Genomic DNA, 18,654 nt, shown 5'->3' with positions numbered 1-18,654 from the left:
GTGGTTGTCAGTCAACCGTATCAAAAACTGAATCATGCATAGCGGTTAGCTCCAGTTGCTCAGGACTTGATTCAGCTATCCCACGACGATCCAAACGAAGGAAAAATGCCATGGCCACCACAAGACTCCTCAGCGACGCCGATGTCGAAAAGATCCCCGCCGTGAAAGCCGTGTTCGACGACATCCGCGCGACGCGCAAATCGGATTTCGTCAACAATTTCTGGCGCGGTCTGGCCAATGATCCTCCGGCGCTGAAACGGATCTGGGAACAGTTGAAGGTGGTGATGGTGGCGGACAGCGCCATCGACCCGCTGACCAAGGAGATGGTCTACATCGCGGTGTCGACCGCCAATGGCTGCTCCTACTGCGTCCACTCGCACACGGCGGCAGCGCGGGCGAAAGGCATGACCGATGCGCAGCATGGCGAGCTGGTGTCGATCATCGGGCTCGCCGGCCAGACCAACCATATGGTGACGGCTATGCAGATCCCGGTCGATCCGCAATTCGAGGTGAAGTGAGGGTAGGCGCGCTCTTCCCTTCTCCCGCAGGTGTGTTTGGACTGGGGACATCGCGAACAGGTGTGCGAGGACATCGCGAACAGTTTTACGCCTTTTGCGCGAGGGGGTTCGGGATGCCATTCGAGGACAGAAGCGCGATGAAGCAGAAGCTGGAATTTGTGAGGCTGGCGTCGGTAGAGGGGGCGAATGTGAGCCTTCTGTGCCAGCGCTTCGGTATCGGCCGGACGTGCGGCCACAAGTTGCTTTCGCGCTACCGGATCGAGGGCGAGGTCGGGCTGGTCGAGCAGTCTCGGCGGCCGCAATCGAGCCCGGCGCGCAGTGCGCCGGAGGTGGAAGCGGCAGCCCTTTCCGTGCGTATGGCGCATCCGGCTTGGGGTGGGCGCAAGATCGCGCGTGTGCTCGCTCGCGAGGGCGTCGGCACGCCGGCGGCCTCGACGGTGACCGGCATCCTGCGCCGCAACGGCATCGCGCTGGGGGCGCTGGGCGGCGGAGCGCAGCCTTTCATCCGCTTCGAGCACGAAGCTCCCAACGATCTGTGGCAGATGGACTTCAAGGGTCACGTCGCCTTGCGAGCCGGTCGACTGCATCCGCTCACCGTGCTTGATGACCATTCGCGCTTCTCGGTCGCGCTGTCGGCCTGCGCCGATCAGACCACCGAAACCGTAAAGGCCCGGCTGATCGCCGCTTTCCGCCGCTACGGCCTGCCGTGGCGTATCGCCACCGACAATGGCCCGCCTTGGGGCGATGGCGGCCGCAACAACTTCACGCTGCTCACCGTCTGGCTGGTCGAAACCGGCATCGCCGTCAGCCACTCCAGGCCTTGCCACCCGCAGACGCTCGGCAAGGACGAGCGCTTCCACCGCTCGCTCAAGGCCGAGGCGATGCAGGGACCGCCTTTCGCCGATCTCGCCAAGGCCCAGGACGCATTCGACCAGTGGCGCCATGTCTACAACGCGCAGCGTCCCACGACGCCCTGGACGGCGGTGTGCCGCTCGACCGCTACCGAGCCTCGCTGCGCCAGTATCGCGAAACTGTCGAGCCGTTCGAATATGCCAAGGGCGATCTCATCCGCCGCGTTCAGCAGCATGGCTTCGTCTCCGTGCTCGGCCGTTCCATACGATTGTGCAGAGCCTTCGCAGGAAAGTCCGTCGCCTTCCGTCCCACCGCCACAGACGGCGTCTTCGACGCCTGGTTCAGACATCAGAAAATAGAAACCATCGACCTCAATGCCCTTGCTCGATAGGATGCAAAACTGTTCGCGATGTCCTCGCACACCTGTTCGCGATGTCCCCAGTCCAAACAAGGTGGAGAAGGGGAGCGCTCTCACACCGGCCGGTAAACCTTCTCCGCCGTGTTCCAGAAAATATCCGCCTCCGCCGCCGCACCGTGCTTCGCCACCGCATCCCGGTGCGCCTTGATCAGTTTGGCATGGCTGGCCCACAGTTTCTCGATCGGAAAGTTCGAGCCGAACATCAGATGGTCGGCGCCCAAGATGTCGATCGCGTTGTCGACGATATAGGCGATCAGCGCCGGGTCGTTGCGGTGGACGAAAGTGCCGAGGCCGGACAGCTTGGCGTAGAAATTGGGCGCCGCCGACAGCGTGCGCAGGCCCTCCTTCCAGGCTTCGGTGGTTTCCGGTTCCATGCCGGTCAGCATGCCGGCGTGGGTGAGGATGAAGTTCGTTTCGGGGTTTTCGCCGACCAGCGTCAGGCCGTCCTTCATCTGGGCGGGGAAGAGCTGCAGATCGAAGGACAGGCCATAATCCTTGAGCCGCGCAACGTTAGCGCGTACCTTCGGGTCGATGACCTGGTCGGCCGAAGCGGCGAAACGGAAGGCCGGTGTTTCGTGCCAGTGCAGCTGCATGCGCACGCCGCGTAGCAGCGGATACTTTTTCAAGCGATCGATCTGGGGCCTGATATCGTCGACGGTCATGTCGGTATAGCCGACGATGGCATGCGGCCAGCCGGTCTCGTCAGCGGTCTTCTGCAGGAAGGCGACTTCCTTCTCGAAATCCTCCTTGGCCCAGTTGGTCTGGACATAGACGGCCTTCTCGACGCCGGCGCCCTGCTGGTCCTCGAGAAACTCCTCGATCGGGTAGTCGCGCCGTATCGGCTCGTAGGGGCCGAAGATGCGCGGCACCATCGGGCCGACCAGCCAGGGCTGGTCCTTCTGGCGCCAGATGTGGAAATGCGCGTCGATGACTTTCTGCATCATGAAACCCTTTTCCAGATTGTCGCCGCCGCCGGGGCAGGGCGGGCGAGCGACAGGATGAAATCGGTGAGGCCGGCAAGCGATGAGCCGTCGACGAGATCGTCGAGCACAGGCAGGATGGCGCGAAGTGCCGCCGTCGCCGGCCGGAAGCGGGGGTCACCGGCCAAAGGTGTGGCCAGCGACAGCCGGAAAGCGCGGGCGCTCAGCCGCCGCATCGCCGTCTCCAACTCGCCATGATCGCCGCGCTCCAGCGCGTCGGACAGAATGACGATCCCGGCACCGCGTGCAAAAGCGGAAAAGCGCGGTACCGAGAGGAAAGCCAGCAGTGTCGGTCCCATGCGGGTGCCGCCGTCCCAGTCGTCGACCTGGGCCGCGGCGCGGGCCAATGCCTGGTCGCGGTCGCGGATGCGCAGCGCTGATGTGATGCGGGTCAGGCGCGTGCCGAAGGTGAATATTTCAGCACGATCCGCGCCTTGCACAGCGGCGTGCGCCAGCTTGAGATAATCCGCTGTGTGCAGCTTCATCGAGCCGGAAACGTCGATCAGCAGAAGCAGCTTGCGCGGGACGGTCTGGCGGCGGCGCTGCAGTGGCGAAGGGACGTCGCCATCGGCGCTGACGATTTCCCGCAGCGACCGGCGCAGGTCGAGCTTGCCGCGTGAATGGGTGCGCACGGTGCGGAAGGAGCGGCGGGCGGGTAAGGCGGAAGCGAGCTTGCGGCGGAAGGTCGTTAAGCCATCGTCGTCGCGCCGGAAATCGCGGGTGCTCAATTGCTCGGCGCCGGAAGAGAGTTCGCCGCCTTCTTGCCGCTGCTCGGCGTTGATCCGTTCGTCGTCGGCGCCGCCATCGTCCTTGATGCGGGTTTCCTCGTCGGCGTCGCCTTCGACCATGGCCGATGTGTTGCCATAGAAATGGCTCTGGAAATGCGCCTCGAATTCGTCGCGACGGTCGGGCGGGGGCGCCAGCGTGGCAAGGGCCGCCTCGCGGATGTCGGCCATCGAGCGGGGGCCGAGCAGGGTCACCGCTTGCATGAAGCCGGAGACCTGCTCGGGCGCTATGGCAAAGCCGTAGCGGCGCAGCAGACGGCCGAAGGCGAGGAAGGGCGCGGCGGCGCGAGGCAAGCTTGTTTCCCGCATCATTGCGTGGTGCCCCCCTCTGTCCGGCCGGACATCTCCCCCCTCAAGGGGGGAGATTGGCAGCTTCAGCGCTTCGCTCCGTTCGGAGACCTTAGAGATTAGCGAAAGCGGGGATGACAGCTGATCTCCCTCCTTGAGGGGGAGATGTCCGGCAGGACAGAGGGGGGCGCTGTCCCGCCAGCCTTGCGGAATGCGTCGGCGCGTCACGCCAGCGCCTCCTCGACGATGCGGCCAAGCTCCGGCGCGATGTAGGACATGTCTTCCTCGTCCTTGATCAGCACGCCGATGGCGCGGCGGAAGGCTTCAGGCCACGGGCTGCCGCCTTTTTCCAGAATGGTGGCGGCATTGGCCCATTCGACCGCCTCGGCGATGCCGGGTGGCTTGGCGAGCGGGCGAGCGCGGATGATCTGTACGGCTGCAGCCACCGCGCGTGCGGTGGTTTCAGCGACATTGCCGGCGCGCAGCATGATGATGGCGGCCTCCCGCTCGGCGTCGGGATAGCCGATCCAGTGGTAGACGCAGCGCCGGCGCAACGCCTCGGCGAGTTCGCGGGTGCGGTTCGAGGTCAGGATGACGATCGGCTGTGTCGTGGCGCGGATGGTGCCGCGCTCGGGAATGCTGATCTGGAAGTCGGAGAGGAATTCCAGCAGCAGCGCTTCGAATTCGTGATCCGAACGGTCGATTTCATCGACCAGCAGCACGCGCTGCTCGGGCGCTTTCAGCACCTGCAGCAGCGGCCGGGCGATCAGGAAGCGATCGTCATAGATGTCGATCTCATGCTCGCCGGCATGGCGAATGGCCAGCAGCTGACGCTGATAATTCCATTCGTAGAGCGCATGCGCGGCGTCGATGCCCTCATAGCATTGCAGCCGCACCAGATCGCGGCCGAGCAGTTGCGCGATTGCCTTCGCCGCTTCCGTCTTGCCGACGCCCGGCGCGCCTTCGAGCAGCAGCGGCTTGCCAAGCCGGATCGCCAGGAAGACTGCCGTCGACAGGCTTTCATCGGCAAGATAGCGCGAGGCGGCCAGATGCTGCGCCACCGCCTCCGGCGAGGTCGCGACAGTCTCGGCGCTTGTCTCGTTCATCCCAGCCCTCAGTTTGCCGCTTGCGCCTTCAGCGCGCGCAAAATGCGCTCCGGCGTGATCGGCAGCGTGTCGATGCGCACGCCCACCGCGTCGAAGACGGCATTGGCGACGGCGGGGATTTGCGGGTTGGCGCACATCTCGCCGGGTCCCTTGGCGCCATAGGGGCCGTCGGCCGAGGGACGCTCCAGCACGATGATCTCGGTCTCGGCGAGATCGCCGGGGCCGGGCATCAGATACTGGTTGAAGTCGGTGCCGCCATGGTCGCGGTTGGGATAGTAGGGCTCGGTCGTCTCATAGAGCGCGTGGCTGATCCCCATCCAAGAGCCGCCGACCAGCTGCTGCTCGACCATTTTCGGGTTCAGTGCGCGGCCGATCTCGAAGACGTTTTTCACCGTCAACACGGTGACCTCGCCGGTCTCGTCATCGACCTCGACCTCGGCCACGGTGCAGGCATGCGCGTAGCAGGTCGACGGCTTCATCGCGCCGGTCTCCTTCTCGGGATAGGAGCGCGGGATCAGGAACATGCCGCGGCCGGAGATCGAGCGGCCGCGCTTGAAATGCGCCGACAGCGCGACGTCGAAGATCGAGATCGACCTTTGCGGCGCCCCCTTGACCAGGATGTTGCCCTGGCCGTCGGTCTCGAGGTCGGAGGCATTCACCTCCAGCTCCTCGGCGGCCACTTCCAGCATCACCTGGCGCGCTTCCCTGGCCGCCTGGATGACGGCGTTGCCGGCGCGGTGCGTGCCGCGCGAGGCAAACGTGCCCATGCAGTGCGGCCCGGTATCCGTGTCGGCGGTGTCGACGACGACGCGGTCGGTCGGCACGCCGATCGTTTCGGCGCAGATCTGCGCCATGATCTGCTTCATGCCCTGGCCGAGATCGACCGATGACAGCGTCACCATGAAATTGCCGGTCGGCGTCGAATGCACCAGCGCCTGGGTCGGGTCGCCGCCGAGGTTCATGCCTGTGGGATAGTTGATCGCGGCGACGCCGCGTCCACGCCTGATCGCCATCTCAAGCTCCCTTCACGTAGGAGGACATCGCCATGTACTTTTCCGCCACCGGCCAGTTGGCGGCACGCGAGGCTTCCTGCATGCATTCGATCAGCGCGGCACCCTCGGTCGGTTGGCGATGCGCCTTCATGTCGCCGTCGCGATAGGCGTTGATGAAGCGGAATTCGAGCGGATCCATGCCGATCAGCCGCGCCAGCTTGTCCATCTGCACCTCCAGCGCGAAGTCACCTATGGTGACGCCGAAGCCGCGCATGGCGGAGGAGGGCGTGCGGTTGGTGTAGACGCAGTATGTGTCGATCCAGACATTGGGGACCGTATAGGGGCCGGGATAATGCCCGGCGCCCTTCTGCGCGCCATAGGGCGAGTGGCGCGAATATGCGCCGGCGTCGGTGTAGCCGGTCACCTTGCGGGCGATGATGCGGCCGTCCTTCATGACGCCGTCCTTGATGACGACCTTTTCGGCGGCGCGAGGTGACGATATCTGCATCTCCTCCTCGCGGCTGTAGATAAAACAGACCGGTCGTCCTGTTAATTTTGCGCCGAGGATGGCGATCGGCTCGACGATGACGTCGACCTTGCCGCCAAAGCCGCCGCCGACGGTGCCGCCGACGAAATGCAATTTGCTGCCGGGCATCTGCAGGATGATCGAGGTGTTGTCGAGGGTGAAGAACATGGCCTGCGTGTTGGTGTAGCAGGTGAAGCGGTCATTGCCCTCGGGCGCTACCACGCAGCCGGTGGTCTCGGTCGGCGCGTGTTCGATCGGCGAGGACTGGTAGCTCTGCTCCAGCACGTGGTCGGCGCCGGCGAAACCCGCCTCGACGTCGCCGAAACGCACCTTGCGGCACTCGCCGCTGTCATAGAGATAATAGTTCTGGCCGTGATATTCGTTGACCAGCGGCGCGCCGGGCTTCAGCGCCTCCTCCATGTCGAAGACGGCCGGCAGCACCTCATAGTCGACCTTGACCTTGGCGGCGGCCTCTTGTGCCGCGCGCTCGGTCTCGGCCAGCACCGCCACCACGGCCTCGCCCTTCCAGCGCACCTTGCCGTCGGCCAGCACCGTCTCGTCCTCCGGCCCGATCTGGATCAGGATCAGGATGGTGTAGACATTGTGCGGCACATCCTTGGCGGTCAGCACTCTGACAACGCCCGGATGCTTTTCCGCCTCCGATGTGTCGATCGAGCGGATGCGGGCATGGTGATGCGGGCTGCGCACCATCTTCAGATGCAGCATGCCGGGGAAATTGCGGTCGGCGAAAAAGGCGGTCTTGCCGGTGACATGGCCGGGCGAATCCGAACGCGGCCGTGGCTGGCCGATCTCGTGCAGATCGTCCTTGCGGACATCGGCGAAGTAGCTCTTGCGCAGTTCCATTGTTTTTGTTCCCTCAAGCCGCGTTCTGAGAGTTGGACCGCGCGGCGGTCAGCACCGCCTGGATGATCGGCTCGTAGCCGGTGCAGCGGCAGATGTTGCCCGACAGCGCCTCGACCACCTCGTCGCGGCTGGGGTTGGGCGTGTGGTCGAGCAGCACCTTGGCTGCCATGATCATGCCCGGCGTGCAGAAGCCGCATTGCGTGGCGAAGGTGTCGAGGAAGGCGCGCTGCAAGGGATGCAGCACGCCAGCCTCGGAAAGTCCTGACGTGGTGCTGATGAAGGCGCCATCGCAGGTCTCGGCCAAGGTCAGGCAGGAGAGCCGGAGTTCGCCGTCGACGATGACCGAGCAAGCGCCGCAGGTGCCTTGATGGCAACCGCCTTTCGGCGAGGTGTCGCCGATCTTGTCGCGCAAGGCGTGCAGCAACGTCGTGCCGCTGTCGATGAATTCGGCCTTTTCAGAACCGTTGAGCGTGAATTGAACCGGAACCTTTGCCATTTTTTCCTCCCAGCGCGCCTGCCCGAACCATCGGACAGACGCGCGCCCCCGAACGAAATATTATGCGAGCAGCAACCGCCCGAGATGGACCGGCAGCACTTCAGCGCGATACCAGGCGCTGGCGATAGGATCCGTGATCGGCGCGATGCCGTCACCTGCCGCCGCCAGTGCCGGCGCGATGCCGTCCTTGGTGAGCTTTCTGCCGATCAGCGCCTTTTCCGCCGCGCTGGCGCGCATTGGCCGGTCGGCCATACAGCCGAGCGCGATCCGCGCCGAAGACACGGTGCCGTCCGGCGCCTGTTGGAGCACAGCGGCGATGCTGAGCACCGAGACGCCCTTCGGCTTCACCCTGGACACTTTCAGGAAGCGGAAACTGTCGGCCTTCGGAAGCGTGAAGCTTACGGAAGTGACGATAGCGCGGCTGCCGTCCCGCTCGGCCAAGAAGGTCACGACCGGCGTTTCGCCGTTATCGGTACCGACAATGGCGTCGAGCGCCAGCAGGGCAACGGCGAAATCGCCATAGGGAGCCGGGGCGAACAGATTGCCGCCGACGGTCGCCATGTTGCGGATCGCCGGGCCACCGACGGCGCGGGCGGCCTTGGCAAGCGCGCCGAGGTCCGGATGGCGGGCAATCGCCGCCATGGTCACCGAAGCGCCGATGCGAACCTTGCCGTCGGCAACAGCGATGGTGGACAGAGACGGCTCGGTCGAGCGGATTAGGCCGGAAACCGAAACATCGCCTTCATTGGCCGCGCGGACCACGAGCGTGCCGCCACCGAGATAGCGTGTGCCTGCGGCTTTCAGTGCCGCGTTGGCGTCCTTCACCGTTGCAAAAGTCTGCAGTGCTAGCGCCATGGCCTGGCTCCTGTCAGCTCTGACCGGCGAAATGGCTTTTCAGGGCATTGAAGCCGCCCTGGAAGACATTGGCGCCCATGCCCTCGGCCAGCTTGTCAGCTTCCCCGGGCGCGGCGTCGAAGCTGGCGGTCCATTCGGCATAGGTGCGGTCGCCATCGGTGACGCGCCGCAATTGCAGCGTCGCCTTGTGATTGGTGAGCGGCTGCGGCGTCTCCAGGATGGAGTAGCTGACGAGGAAATTCTGATCGGAGAAGTCGAGCAGTTTTTCACGGATACGGGCACCGCTGGCGAGCTGGAAGTTGCGCACGCAGCCGATCTCGGTGGCGTCCTTGCCGTCTTCAATGTGGCTTTCCACCATGCGCGGATGCCAGCCAGGCAGGCCATTGAAGTCGCGTATGCGCGCCCAGACCTTTTCGACCGGCGCGTCGATGACGCTGGAGATGGTGACTTTGGCCATTCAAATGTTCCCTTGCAAAAACGATCCGGTGCAAGGGTAGGGCGGCCATTTCGGCGGCGCTTATCAATGCGTCTTGAGCGCGTATCAATGCGTCTGAAAAAGGGTGGCGGGCGGTGGTTCAGGCGATCGCCCGCGCGGCCTCGCGGTAGAGCGTCGGCGGCACGCCGACATGGTCGCGGAAGAAGCGCGAGAAATTGCCTTGCGTGGTGAAGCCGAGATTGCAGGCGACCGAGATCAGCGGCTCCTGCGACCATTGCAGCTGCCGCACCGCTTCCTCCATGCGCAGCGTGTTCCAGTAGACGTTGGGCGTCAGATTCGTCTGTTCCTTGAACAGCGCGAAGAAATGCGGCCGCGACAGGCCGACGCTGCGCGCCACGTCGTCGAAGCAGATGCGCTCGCAGACATTGGCCTTCATCAGCTGGATCGCCTTGCGGACACGGAAGTCCTGCATGGTGTTGATGCGGACACGCGCCTCCTGCGGCGCCGAGGCGTCGGCGGCATCGAGCACTGAGTCGATGAAACGCTCGATCTCGTAATTGGCGATATCGTCGATGCTCTCATTGTCGCTGAGGTGGTCGAGCAGATTGGCGGCGGCCTGGTGCAGCCAGGGCTCCAGCGTGATCGCGGCCTGTGAAAACAGCGGCGCGGACGAAGGCAGGTCGCGGCGGCGTCGCGCCCAGTCCGGATCGATGTAGAAAGCGAGGAACAGGCCCGGCGTGCCGTTCTGCGACAGGACGTGGCTGTGTGGCTGGAAGGAATTGATGCCGGCGGCGGTGCAGGGGCCAAGCCGTACGGTCTCGCGGCCGATGGTCATCTCGCCGGCCGTGCCTTCCAGCCAGATGATCAGATGCGCCTCGACATGGGCATGGGTGACGAAGTCGCTTGCGACATTCAGGACAGAAACATGTCCGAACCGGCCCCAGTAGAGCCTGATCGCTTCCGTCATGGGTATTCCTCCCGCAGACGACTGGCCTCCCTTCGCCTGCAGTGGGGATAGTGCGGCCGAGTTCGGGCCCGCGTCAAGACGCGGGGCTGCCGAGAGGGTGGATGAGGGCCGATGCCGGTGGATTTTCAGACTGAGCGATAGGTTTCCCCTTCTCCCTTGTGGGGTCCGAAGGACGGGGCGAGACCAGTGGCTCGCCCCAGGGCGGTGGTCTCGCGAAGCGAGGTCGGATGAGGGGTGTTCCAGGGAACGCCGACGCCTCACTCCGCTGGAACATCAGCGTCTCACTCCGCTGGAGCACCCCTCATCCGTCTCGGCGCTGCGCGCCGATCCACCTTCTCCCATAGGGGGAGAAGGCAAAGGGTAGTGCCTCAAACCGAGGCCGTCATGCCACCATCGACATACAGCGTATGGCCGTTGACGAAGGACGAGGCATTTGACGCCAGAAACACCGCGGCGCCGATCAGCTCGTCGACATTGCCCCAGCGCCCGGCCGGCGTGCGCTTTTCCAGCCAGGCGGAAAATTCCGGATTGTCGACCAGCGCCTGGTTCATCTCGGTGCGGAAATAGCCGGGCGCGATCGCATTGATCTGCAGGCCGTGTTTGGCCCAGTCGGCGCACATGCCCCTTGTCAGGTTCCTGATCGCGCCCTTGGTGGCGGTGTAGGGCGCGATGTTCGGCCTGGCCAGTTCGCTCTGCACCGAGCCGATGTTGATGATCTTGCCCTTGCCGCGCGGGATCATATGGCGGGCGACCGCCTTGCCGGCATGGAAGGCGCCCGACACATTGGTCTTGAACAGCCGCTCCCATTGCTCCTCGGGAAAATCCTCTAGCGGGGCGCGGAACTGCACGCCGGCATTGTTGACGAGGATGTCGATGGCACCGATCTCGGCCTCGATGCGGGCGACATCGGCGTTGACCGCTGGAAAATCGGTGACGTCGAACACCGAGGCATGGGCCTTGAAGCCGGCAGCGCGCAGCTTTTCGACGGCACTGCCGATCCTGGCGGCATCGCGGCCGTTGAGCACCACGCTGGCGCCGTGTTCAGCAAGACCGCGAGCCAAGGCGAAGCCTATGCCTTGGCCAGAACCGGTAATCAGCGCAAGCCGCCCATCAAGGCTGAACAGGGAGTTTGTCACAGACTGTCCCGGCCTAGTCGCTGCGGCGGAAATTGCGGATGCGGTCGAACAGCACCGCCAGCAGGATGGCGCCGCCGATGAAGACGCCTTGCCAGAAGGCATTGATGCCGAGCAGGCCGAGGCTGTTGCGGATCACTTCGATCAGCGCCGCGCCGACGATGGCGCCGAAGGCGGTGCCGACGCCGCCGGCCAGATTGGCGCCGCCGATGACGGTGGCGGCGATCACCTGCAGCTCCATGCCGGTGCCGAGATTGGTGGTGACGGCGCCCAGCCAGCCGGTCTGGATAATGCCGGCAATGCCCGCCGACAGCGCCGAGATCATGTAGACGGCGACCTTGATCTGTCGCACCGGAACGCCGGTCAGCGTTGCCGCGTGCTCATTGCCGCCAATGGCGAAGATGTGGCGGCCGAACTTGGTCCAGCGCAGTATGAAGCCGGTGATCAGCGCCAAGAGGATCATGTAAAGCACCGGATTGGCGATGCCGAACACCCAGGCGCCGCCGCCCAATGACAGAAGCTTGGCATGGTCCGGCCCGAACTGGAAGACGACGGTGTTGTTGGAGGCGACCATGGCCAGGCTGCGGGCGATCGACAGCATGCCGAGCGTCACCACAAAGGGTGGAAAGCCGAGATAGGCGATCAGCACGCCGTTGAAGGCGCCAATGGCGAGCGCGGTGGCGATCGAGGCCAGGATGCCGACCTCAATCGAGTAGCCGGCATGCATTGTGACAGCCAAAATCATCGATGACAGGCACAGCACCGAGCCGACCGAGAGGTCGATGCCGCCGGTGATGATGACGAAGGTCATGCCGAGCGCGATGATGGCGACGAAGGTGATGTTGCGGGTGATGTTGTAGAGGTTCTTCGACGTGGCGAACGCGTCGGTGGCAAACGACAGAAACACGCAGGCGAGGATAACCGCGATCACCACCCAGAAGGTCTGGCTGGCAAACAGTCTTGCCGGCAAGGATTGCTGCTTTTGTTCGATCGGCTGGTCAATTGTCAGTGCCATCGTCGACCTTCATCCGCTGTGCGTGGTGGAATTCGCTTGAAATCAAACCTGTTCGATGGCGCCCGTGATCAGCCCGGTGACTTCCTCGGGCGAACTCGACGCAATCGTCTTGTCGGCAACCTTGCGGCCGCGCCGCATGACGATGACGCGATCGGCGACTGTGAAGACGTCGGGCATGCGGTGGCTGATCAGCACCACGGCAATGCCCTGGTCGCGCAAATGGCGGATCAGGTTCAGCACCTCGGCGACCTGGCGCACCGAGATCGCGGCCGTCGGTTCGTCCATCAGCACAATCTTGGCCTGCGACAGCATGGTGCGGGCAATCGCCACCGCCTGGCGCTGGCCACCCGACATCTGCTTGACGAGGTCGCGCGGACGCGTCTCGGACTTCAATTCGGCGAAGAGCTGGCCGGCCCGCTTGTACATCGTCGCATAGTCGAGGATGCGGAACGGGCCGACGCCACGCCGCAGCTCGCGGCCGAGATAGACATTGGCGGCGGCCGTCAGATTGTTGCAGAGCGCAAGGTCCTGGTGGACGATCTCGATGCCGTGCTGGCGGGCTTCCGCCGGCTTGTGCAGGATCAATTCCTTGCCGTCCATGTGCATGGTGCCATGGCTCGGGCGGAAATTGCCGGCGATCATCTTGACCAGCGTCGACTTGCCGGCGCCGTTGTCGCCCATCAGGCCGACCACCTGTCCGGGCTCGATCGACAGCGAAACGTCGTTGACCGCCTGGATGGCGCCGAAATGCCTTGAGATGTTGGTGAGTTCGAGAACCGCCACCAGCCTTTGCCTCCCCGTGCTTTGCGGCCTGCCGCTGTTCCCGGCGTGAATGCCGACGCTGCTTTGGCCTCGCTCTCCCCAGCTCCTCCCGGAGACAGCGTTAGCGTTCTTTTACGCAAAAGCCGGCGCGCGTCAATCGCCGGTCTATTTTAAAAATCCGTTTTGTAGGACAAATAGCATTGACGTTGGCGGCAAGCCGATATTACCTAAGCGTCGGAGGAGATTATGCCGATGCCCGCTGGCGGTTCGCCGGACGGAATCGACGGAGGGTTCAACGGTCCAGGGTCCGGCGACACCTGTGTGTGAGCTGATCTGAAGCCGAATCTGGAAATGCTTATCGATCTGTCTTGGCGACACGAGCGCTCGCGAAACGACCCTCGGTCATCACGTATCCGGTCGATCTGTGTGGCGGGCACGCCGTGTCCGTTTGTTTCAAGGGAGGACTGACATGAGGAAAACACTTTTGCTCGCCGCCGTCGCCGCCATGGCGTTGGGTGCCGGGCCGGCTTTGGCCAAGAAACAGCTCGTCATTGTCGTGAAAGGTCTCGACAATCCGTTCTTCGAAGCCATCCACCAGGGCTGCGAGAAATGGAACTCGGAGAACGCCAGCTCGGAATATGAATGCTTCTACACCGGTCCGGCGTCGACTTCCGATGAAGCCGGCGAGGCGCAAATCGTCCAGGACATGCTGAGCAAGGCCGACACGGTGGCGATGGCGATCTCGCCGTCCAACGCGCCGCTGATCGCGCAGACGATCAAGACCGCCAATCCGACGATCCCGATCATGACGCTCGATGCCGATCTCAGCAAGGAAGATGCAGGACTTCGCAAGACCTATCTTGGCACCGACAATTATCTGATGGGCAAGAAGATCGGCGAGTACATCAAGAAGGGCAAGCCGAATGGCGGCACGATCTGCACGATCGAGGGCAATCCTGCGGCCGACAACATCCTGCGCCGCGCGCAGGGCATGCGTGACGCACTGTCGGGCAAGGAAGGCCTTGCCGCACTTGCCGGTGAAGGTGGTTGGACCGAAGTCGCCGGCTGCCCGGTGTTCACCAATGACGATGGCGCCAAGGGCGTGCAGGCGATGACCGACATCCTCGCCGCCAATCCCAAGCTCGACGCCTTCGGCATCATGGGCGGCTGGCCGCTGTTTGGCGCGCCGCAGCCCTATCGCGATCTGTTCGGGCCGCTCAAGGACCGGATCGCCAGCAACGACTTCGTCATCGGCGCCGCCGACACGATCGGCGACGAAGTCGCGATCGCGCGTGACGGTCTTGTGACTGCTCTTGTCGGTCAGCGTCCATTCGAAATGGGCTACAAGGCACCGTCGGTGATGATCGACCTCATCGAAGGCAAGCCCGTCGCCGATCCGGTGTTCACCGGCCTCGACGAATGCACCAAGGACACGGTCGACACCTGCATCCAGAAGTAGGTTCTCGATTTCGGGGCGCTCCGTAACGGGCGCCCCGTCAATTCCCGAACGGACGCAATGGCTGGGGCAACGGGCTCCGGCTTTAACGCGCCCGTGGTCTGGATTTTCGGCAACGAGATCGGCGCGCCGTGCGGATTCGGACCGTTCCGGACGACAGACGGCCGACGCATTGGAACGTGAATGCCGGACGAGAAGTCAAATAAGCGAACCAACCGGGCCAGCCGCCCTCCGGCCGTCATGCGCAAGGCCGGTGCAGCGCACTTTGCGGGAGCGAGCGTCCATGTCTCGCTGGCTGGCGAGATTGGTCTGCGGATCGTGCGTGGCGACTATCCGCCCGGCACCATCCTGCCCAACGAGGCCAGATGGGCCGAGATCTTCAACGTCAGCCGTTCGGCGGTGCGCGAAGCCATCAAGATGCTGATGGCGAAAAGCCTGTTGGCGTCGCGCCCCAAGATAGGCAGCTGGGTCGAGCCGAAGGAGCGCTGGAACCTGCTCGACCGCGACGTGCTGGCCTGGTATGCGACGGCGCCCGACCGCGAGGCTTTCCTGCGCACCGTGCAGGAGTTCCGCCACATCATCGAGCCGGAAGCGTCGGCCTTTGCCGCCATGCGGCGCAGCGACGAGGAGATGGCGGAAATCAGCCAGGCCTGCCGCGAAATGGGCGAGGCTTTGAGCCTGCAGGAACGTATTCGCGCCGACACACGCTTTCATCTCGCCATCCTGCGCGCCTCCGGCAACGACCTGCTGGTGCCGCTCGGCGTTCTGATCGAGTCGGCGCTCGACCACCTCTTCGCGTTCACGACGCAGCAGGTTGGCGATCAGCGGCAGGCGCAGAAGCTGCATGAAGCGATCGAGAAGAACATCCGTCTGCAGCGTCCAGCCGCCGCGCGCAACGCCGTGCACAAGCTGCTTGAAAACACCGACGATGGGATAGGGCGGTGGAGGCGGTGATCGGCGCCTGCGTTTGGCAATCAGTTAAATAGCCTGCTTCTTCCCATCCTTCATTGGCATCAGGTCGACGCCGTTCACCTTGCCGATATGAGTGGCCAGCATTGGCACGAACTGCTCGGCCGGGCCGGTGGCATGGGCGCCGGCGAAGGAGTTCTTGGTGGCGTTGCCGAGCGGGTTGGCGATGCCGGCCGCACCGGCCATGGATTCCAGATAGGTCAGGTCCTTGAAGGCGTTGGCAATGGTGAATTTGTGGGCGTCGCGGTCGCCCTCCAGCGTCCAGCGCATGAAGGTCTGGTAGAAGCCGCAATCCATGCGGCCGTTGCGGATGACGCTGTCGAAGCGCGGCGGCGAGATGCCGACCTTCTCAGCCAGCGCCAGCGCCTCGGAATAGATCGCGGCGTAGCCGAGCGAGATGAAATTGTTGAGCAGTTTCATGCGGTGGCCGTCGCCGGTGCCGCCGATATGGACGATGCGGCCGGCCCAGGTTTCGATCACCGGCTTCACCCTGGCAAAGAGGGCGTCCGGCGCGCCGACCATGGCGTCGAGCGTGCCTTCCCAGGCTTCCTTCGGCGTGCGGCTGAGCGGCGCGTCGACAAAATCGATGCCGAGCGTCTTGAGTTCCGCTGCCAGAGCCACCGTCGAGACCGGATCGGAGGTCGAGCAGTCGACGACGACCGAGCCCTTTTTCAAGCCCTCCTTGAGGCCGCCGGGGCCGCGAATGATGGCTTCGACCTCGCGTGAGCCGGTGACGCAGATGAAGACGATTGTCGATGCCGCCGCCACATCGCGCGAGGTCGATGCTTCAGTGGCGCCGCGGCCAATCAAGTCTTCCGCCGGCTTGCGGTTCTTGCGGCCGAGAAAGGTCAGGCTGTAGCCCTTGTCGACGATGTTCTTGGCGATCCCGTGCCCCATCAGGCCAAGGCCGATGAAGCCGATCTTTTCGCTCGCGGCAGTCGTGTTCATGTCTTCAAGTCCTGTTGCAATGATTGATGTCAGGCGCTGCCGTTTTGCAGGCGAGGGTGGTTGCGGATGGTGATATTGTCTGACAATACACATAAATCCCAGAGGATGTGGAGAGCAAAATGACGAAGCGGATCATGTTCACCGGCGGCAGCGGCAAGGCCGGACGCCATGTCGTACAGTATCTGGTCGAGCAAGGCTGTCAGGTGCTCAACATCGACACCAAGCCGCTCGACAATCCCAAGGTCCGCACGCTGATCACCGACATCACCGACAGCGGGCAGGTGTTCAACGCGCTGTCGAGCTATATGGGATTGCATGAATTCGACCCGTCGCTGCGTCCCCAGCCTGTCGATGCTGTGGTCCACTTTGCCGCCATCCCGCGCATCATGATCACCACCGACAATGAGGTGTTCCGCATCAACGCGCTCGGCACCTACAATGTCATCGAGGCGGCGGTGAAGCTCGGCATCCGCAAGGTTATCATCGCCTCCAGCGAGACGACTTACGGGCTGGTGTTCGCCAACGAGCCGCGTGATCCCCAATATTTCCCGCTCGACGAGGAGTACGATGTCGATCCAATGGACAGCTATGCGCTGTCCAAGGTCGTCAATGAGAAGACGGCTCGCGCCTTTGCGCAGCGCAATGGCACCGACATCTACGCCCTGCGCATCGGCAACGTCATCGAGCCACACGAATATTCGCTGTTTCCGAAATGGTTCGCCGATCCGGGTTTCCGCAAGCGCATTGCCTGGAGCTATGTCGACGCGCGCGACCTCGGCCAGATCACGTTGCGCGCCATCGAGAAGGACGGCCTCGGCTATCAGGTGTTCAATGCCGCCAATGACGACACCTCATCCGACCTGCCGACGGCCGAACTCTTGAAGCGGTTCTATCCGGACGTACCGGTCAAGGCCGAACTCGGCGAATACGAGACGCTGCTCTCCAACCGCAAGGCGCGCGACGTGTTGGGTTTCCGCCCGGAGCATAGCTGGCGCAAATACGTCAAGTAGGTCTAACCGCAGGAGCAACAGGGGCTGATCTGTGCACAGCGGCCGGCTTTGCGGCCCAAGCCGCTTGCCGCGCTTGACAGCTTGCTGAAACCAGACTTTCTGGAGCCTATGCGGGACGCGAAGCCGAACAAGGAAAAATCGCTGGGGAAAGCGGCCTCCGCCGAGCGCCCGGCTGGCGTTCGCCGACCCGACGCGGCGCGCATTCCAGGCTCAAGCGTCCATGCTTCGCTGGCCAGCGAGATTGGTCTGCGGATCGTGCGCGGCGACTATCCGCCCGGCACCATCCTGCCCAATGAAGCGAAATGGTCGGAGACCTTCAGCGTCAGCCGCTCGGCGGTGCGCGAAGCGATCAAGATGCTGATGGCCAAGAGCCTTTTGGCATCGCGCCCCAAGATCGGCAGCTGGGTCGAGCCGAAGGAGCGCTGGAACCTGCTCGATCGCGACGTGCTGGCCTGGTACGCGACATCGCCGGATCGCGAAGTATTCCTGAAGACCGTGCAGGAATTCCGCCACATCATCGAGCCGGAAGCGACCGCGTTTGCCGCCATGCGGCGCAGCGACGAGCAGATGGCCGAGATCAGCCAGGCCTGCCGGGAGATGGGCGCAGCGACCAGCCTGCAGGAGCGCACCCGCGCCGACACGCGCTTTCACCTCGCCATTCTGCGCGCCTCGGGCAACGACCTGCTGGTGCCGCTCGGCGTGCTGATCGAATCCGCCTTCGATCATCTCTTTGCCTATACGACGCGGGAGATCGACGATCTCAACCACGCTCAGAAGCTGCACGAGGCGATCGAGAAGAACATCCGGCTGCAGCGCCCGGACGCGGCGCGCAACGCGGTGCGCAAACTGCTCGCCAACACCGACGGCGTCATCCGCGCCCGGTAGGGGCTAATCGTCTTTCTCGCGCCCGAAGGCGGTGCGCAGTTCGTCCTTGGCGTTCTCGAGCACTTGTCTGCGCGCCGCGGGCAGATTCTTGCCGGCGCGGTTGATGTAAAAATTCAGCATCGACATGGCGGATTGAAACGGCTCGGCCTTGCGCCGGTGGCTGTGTTCGGCGGATCGCTTGAGCGAGGTGGCGATCTTCCTGGCGTCGTCGGATTCGAAGACGTGGTCCTCGAGATCCATCGCGTCGCTGTGCTCGGTCACCTCGGCCGACCATTTTTTCTTCGCGATCATGGCAGACTCCTTTGCAGGGTGGGTTGCCGGGAAACTCCGCACATCGGCATCGGTTCCTACATCCGCCCCTTGGGTCTGGAGCCACGGATTTGCCCGCTGTGG

General features: G+C 63.8%; 19 protein-coding genes and 1 pseudogene. 6 read left to right on the top strand and 14 right to left on the bottom strand.

Annotation, left to right across the window (positions count from 1 at the left end; translation table 11 throughout):
- Nucleotides 1-110 precede the first annotated feature (110 nt).
- Nucleotides 111-518, top strand: coding sequence for a carboxymuconolactone decarboxylase family protein (locus tag ACFOJ9_RS20855; protein ID WP_378980877.1), 408 nt, complete (start codon nt 111-113; stop codon nt 516-518).
- Between the two features lie 113 nt (nt 519-631).
- Nucleotides 632-1,761: pseudogene (locus tag ACFOJ9_RS20850) on the top strand (IS481 family transposase).
- A gap of 80 nt (nt 1,762-1,841) precedes the next feature.
- Here ACFOJ9_RS20850 and ACFOJ9_RS20845 read toward each other — a convergent pair.
- The 12 genes from ACFOJ9_RS20845 to ACFOJ9_RS20790 all read right to left on the bottom strand — a co-directional run bounded on the left by ACFOJ9_RS20845 (nt 1,842) and on the right by ACFOJ9_RS20790 (nt 13,014).
- A complete protein-coding gene (locus ACFOJ9_RS20845) occupies nt 1,842-2,729 on the bottom strand; it encodes an amidohydrolase family protein (RefSeq protein WP_378987918.1) in 888 nt (295 codons plus the stop codon).
- The gene (locus ACFOJ9_RS20840; RefSeq protein WP_378980875.1) at nt 2,729-3,865 is read right to left on the bottom strand and encodes a vWA domain-containing protein; all 1,137 of its coding nucleotides are present in this window, start codon (nt 3,863-3,865) and stop codon (nt 2,729-2,731) included. The genes ACFOJ9_RS20845 and ACFOJ9_RS20840 overlap by 1 nt, the downstream gene beginning before the upstream one ends.
- A 200-nt stretch (nt 3,866-4,065) precedes the next feature.
- Complete coding sequence (locus tag ACFOJ9_RS20835) at nt 4,066-4,947, bottom strand: AAA family ATPase (protein WP_378980873.1); 882 nt, start codon at nt 4,945-4,947, stop codon at nt 4,066-4,068.
- 8 nt (nt 4,948-4,955) lie between these two features.
- On the bottom strand, nt 4,956-5,960 hold the full coding sequence (locus tag ACFOJ9_RS20830) for a xanthine dehydrogenase family protein molybdopterin-binding subunit (RefSeq protein WP_015317098.1): 1,005 nt from the start codon (nt 5,958-5,960) through the stop codon (nt 4,956-4,958).
- A gap of 1 nt (nt 5,961) precedes the next feature.
- The gene (locus tag ACFOJ9_RS20825) at nt 5,962-7,329 is read right to left on the bottom strand and encodes a xanthine dehydrogenase family protein molybdopterin-binding subunit (protein WP_378980870.1); all 1,368 of its coding nucleotides are present in this window, start codon (nt 7,327-7,329) and stop codon (nt 5,962-5,964) included.
- Nucleotides 7,330-7,342: 13 nt separating this feature from the next.
- Nucleotides 7,343-7,825 (bottom strand): (2Fe-2S)-binding protein, encoded by a 483-nt coding sequence (locus tag ACFOJ9_RS20820; protein WP_378980868.1) that lies wholly within the window; start codon nt 7,823-7,825, stop codon nt 7,343-7,345.
- A 60-nt stretch (nt 7,826-7,885) separates the two neighbouring features.
- A complete protein-coding gene (locus ACFOJ9_RS20815) occupies nt 7,886-8,680 on the bottom strand; it encodes an FAD binding domain-containing protein (protein WP_378980866.1) in 795 nt (264 codons plus the stop codon).
- A 13-nt stretch (nt 8,681-8,693) separates the two neighbouring features.
- Nucleotides 8,694-9,137 (bottom strand): SRPBCC family protein, encoded by a 444-nt coding sequence (locus tag ACFOJ9_RS20810; protein WP_378980864.1) that lies wholly within the window; start codon nt 9,135-9,137, stop codon nt 8,694-8,696.
- Nucleotides 9,138-9,255: 118 nt separating this feature from the next.
- Nucleotides 9,256-10,083, bottom strand: a complete 828-nt coding sequence (locus ACFOJ9_RS20805; protein ID WP_056590327.1) for an AraC family transcriptional regulator — start codon at nt 10,081-10,083, stop codon at nt 9,256-9,258.
- Nucleotides 10,084-10,451: 368 nt separating this feature from the next.
- Nucleotides 10,452-11,219, bottom strand: a complete 768-nt coding sequence (locus ACFOJ9_RS20800; protein WP_378980862.1) for an SDR family oxidoreductase — start codon at nt 11,217-11,219, stop codon at nt 10,452-10,454.
- Nucleotides 11,220-11,232: 13 nt separating this feature from the next.
- A complete protein-coding gene (locus tag ACFOJ9_RS20795; protein WP_378980860.1) occupies nt 11,233-12,231 on the bottom strand; it encodes an ABC transporter permease in 999 nt (332 codons plus the stop codon).
- A 42-nt stretch (nt 12,232-12,273) separates the two neighbouring features.
- Nucleotides 12,274-13,014 carry an ATP-binding cassette domain-containing protein gene (locus tag ACFOJ9_RS20790; protein WP_378980858.1) on the bottom strand — a complete coding sequence of 247 codons (741 nt, stop codon included), beginning with the start codon at nt 13,012-13,014 and terminating at the stop codon, nt 12,274-12,276.
- A 448-nt stretch (nt 13,015-13,462) separates the two neighbouring features.
- Here ACFOJ9_RS20790 and ACFOJ9_RS20785 point away from each other — a divergent pair, with 448 nt between their 5' ends.
- Both ACFOJ9_RS20785 and ACFOJ9_RS20780 read left to right on the top strand, forming a co-directional pair.
- Entirely contained in the window at nt 13,463-14,452 is a 990-nt protein-coding gene (locus ACFOJ9_RS20785) for a sugar-binding protein (RefSeq protein WP_378980856.1), read from the top strand.
- Nucleotides 14,453-14,632: 180 nt separating this feature from the next.
- Entirely contained in the window at nt 14,633-15,403 is a 771-nt protein-coding gene (locus ACFOJ9_RS20780; protein ID WP_378980854.1) for a FadR/GntR family transcriptional regulator, read from the top strand.
- A gap of 24 nt (nt 15,404-15,427) precedes the next feature.
- On the opposite strand, the gene ACFOJ9_RS20775 is transcribed toward ACFOJ9_RS20780, so the two are convergent.
- Nucleotides 15,428-16,366 carry an NAD(P)-dependent oxidoreductase gene (locus ACFOJ9_RS20775; protein WP_378980852.1) on the bottom strand — a complete coding sequence of 313 codons (939 nt, stop codon included), beginning with the start codon at nt 16,364-16,366 and terminating at the stop codon, nt 15,428-15,430.
- Between the two features lie 119 nt (nt 16,367-16,485).
- On the opposite strand from ACFOJ9_RS20775, the gene ACFOJ9_RS20770 reads away from it, so the two are divergent.
- The gene (locus ACFOJ9_RS20770) at nt 16,486-17,376 is read left to right on the top strand and encodes an NAD-dependent epimerase/dehydratase family protein (protein WP_378980850.1); all 891 of its coding nucleotides are present in this window, start codon (nt 16,486-16,488) and stop codon (nt 17,374-17,376) included.
- Between the two features lie 108 nt (nt 17,377-17,484).
- Nucleotides 17,485-18,261, top strand: coding sequence for a FadR/GntR family transcriptional regulator (locus tag ACFOJ9_RS20765; RefSeq protein WP_378980848.1), 777 nt, complete (start codon nt 17,485-17,487; stop codon nt 18,259-18,261).
- 3 nt (nt 18,262-18,264) lie between these two features.
- Here the strand turns inward: ACFOJ9_RS20765 and ACFOJ9_RS20760 are convergent, their stop codons facing one another.
- Entirely contained in the window at nt 18,265-18,552 is a 288-nt protein-coding gene (locus ACFOJ9_RS20760) for a DUF3175 domain-containing protein (RefSeq protein ID WP_378980846.1), read from the bottom strand.
- Nucleotides 18,553-18,654: the final 102 nt, after the last annotated feature.

The sequence above is a fragment of the Mesorhizobium cantuariense genome (assembly GCF_042647205.1).
Taxonomy (GTDB): Bacteria; Pseudomonadota; Alphaproteobacteria; order Rhizobiales; family Rhizobiaceae; genus Mesorhizobium; species Mesorhizobium cantuariense.
Note: the sequence above shows the minus strand (reverse complement) of the source record. Positions and strands in the feature narration are given on the sequence as shown.

Bases quoted from the DNA above. Each gene is read 5' to 3' on its own strand.
- ACFOJ9_RS20855 (WP_378980877.1), top strand. From the start codon at position 111: ATGGCCACCACAAGACTCCTCAGCGACGCCGATGTCGAAAAGATCCCC.
- ACFOJ9_RS20845 (WP_378987918.1), bottom strand. From the start codon at position 2,729: ATGCAGAAAGTCATCGACGCGCATTTCCACATCTGGCGCCAGAAGGAC.
- ACFOJ9_RS20840 (WP_378980875.1), bottom strand. From the start codon at position 3,865: ATGATGCGGGAAACAAGCTTGCCTCGCGCCGCCGCGCCCTTCCTCGCC.
- ACFOJ9_RS20835 (WP_378980873.1), bottom strand. From the start codon at position 4,947: ATGAACGAGACAAGCGCCGAGACTGTCGCGACCTCGCCGGAGGCGGTG.
- ACFOJ9_RS20830 (WP_015317098.1), bottom strand. From the start codon at position 5,960: ATGGCGATCAGGCGTGGACGCGGCGTCGCCGCGATCAACTATCCCACA.
- ACFOJ9_RS20825 (WP_378980870.1), bottom strand. From the start codon at position 7,329: ATGGAACTGCGCAAGAGCTACTTCGCCGATGTCCGCAAGGACGATCTG.
- ACFOJ9_RS20820 (WP_378980868.1), bottom strand. From the start codon at position 7,825: ATGGCAAAGGTTCCGGTTCAATTCACGCTCAACGGTTCTGAAAAGGCC.
- ACFOJ9_RS20815 (WP_378980866.1), bottom strand. From the start codon at position 8,680: ATGGCGCTAGCACTGCAGACTTTTGCAACGGTGAAGGACGCCAACGCG.
- ACFOJ9_RS20810 (WP_378980864.1), bottom strand. From the start codon at position 9,137: ATGGCCAAAGTCACCATCTCCAGCGTCATCGACGCGCCGGTCGAAAAG.
- ACFOJ9_RS20805 (WP_056590327.1), bottom strand. From the start codon at position 10,083: ATGACGGAAGCGATCAGGCTCTACTGGGGCCGGTTCGGACATGTTTCT.
- ACFOJ9_RS20795 (WP_378980860.1), bottom strand. From the start codon at position 12,231: ATGGCACTGACAATTGACCAGCCGATCGAACAAAAGCAGCAATCCTTG.
- ACFOJ9_RS20785 (WP_378980856.1), top strand. From the start codon at position 13,463: ATGAGGAAAACACTTTTGCTCGCCGCCGTCGCCGCCATGGCGTTGGGT.
- ACFOJ9_RS20780 (WP_378980854.1), top strand. From the start codon at position 14,633: ATGCCGGACGAGAAGTCAAATAAGCGAACCAACCGGGCCAGCCGCCCT.
- ACFOJ9_RS20775 (WP_378980852.1), bottom strand. From the start codon at position 16,366: ATGAACACGACTGCCGCGAGCGAAAAGATCGGCTTCATCGGCCTTGGC.
- ACFOJ9_RS20770 (WP_378980850.1), top strand. From the start codon at position 16,486: ATGACGAAGCGGATCATGTTCACCGGCGGCAGCGGCAAGGCCGGACGC.
- ACFOJ9_RS20765 (WP_378980848.1), top strand. From the start codon at position 17,485: ATGCGGGACGCGAAGCCGAACAAGGAAAAATCGCTGGGGAAAGCGGCC.
- ACFOJ9_RS20760 (WP_378980846.1), bottom strand. From the start codon at position 18,552: ATGATCGCGAAGAAAAAATGGTCGGCCGAGGTGACCGAGCACAGCGAC.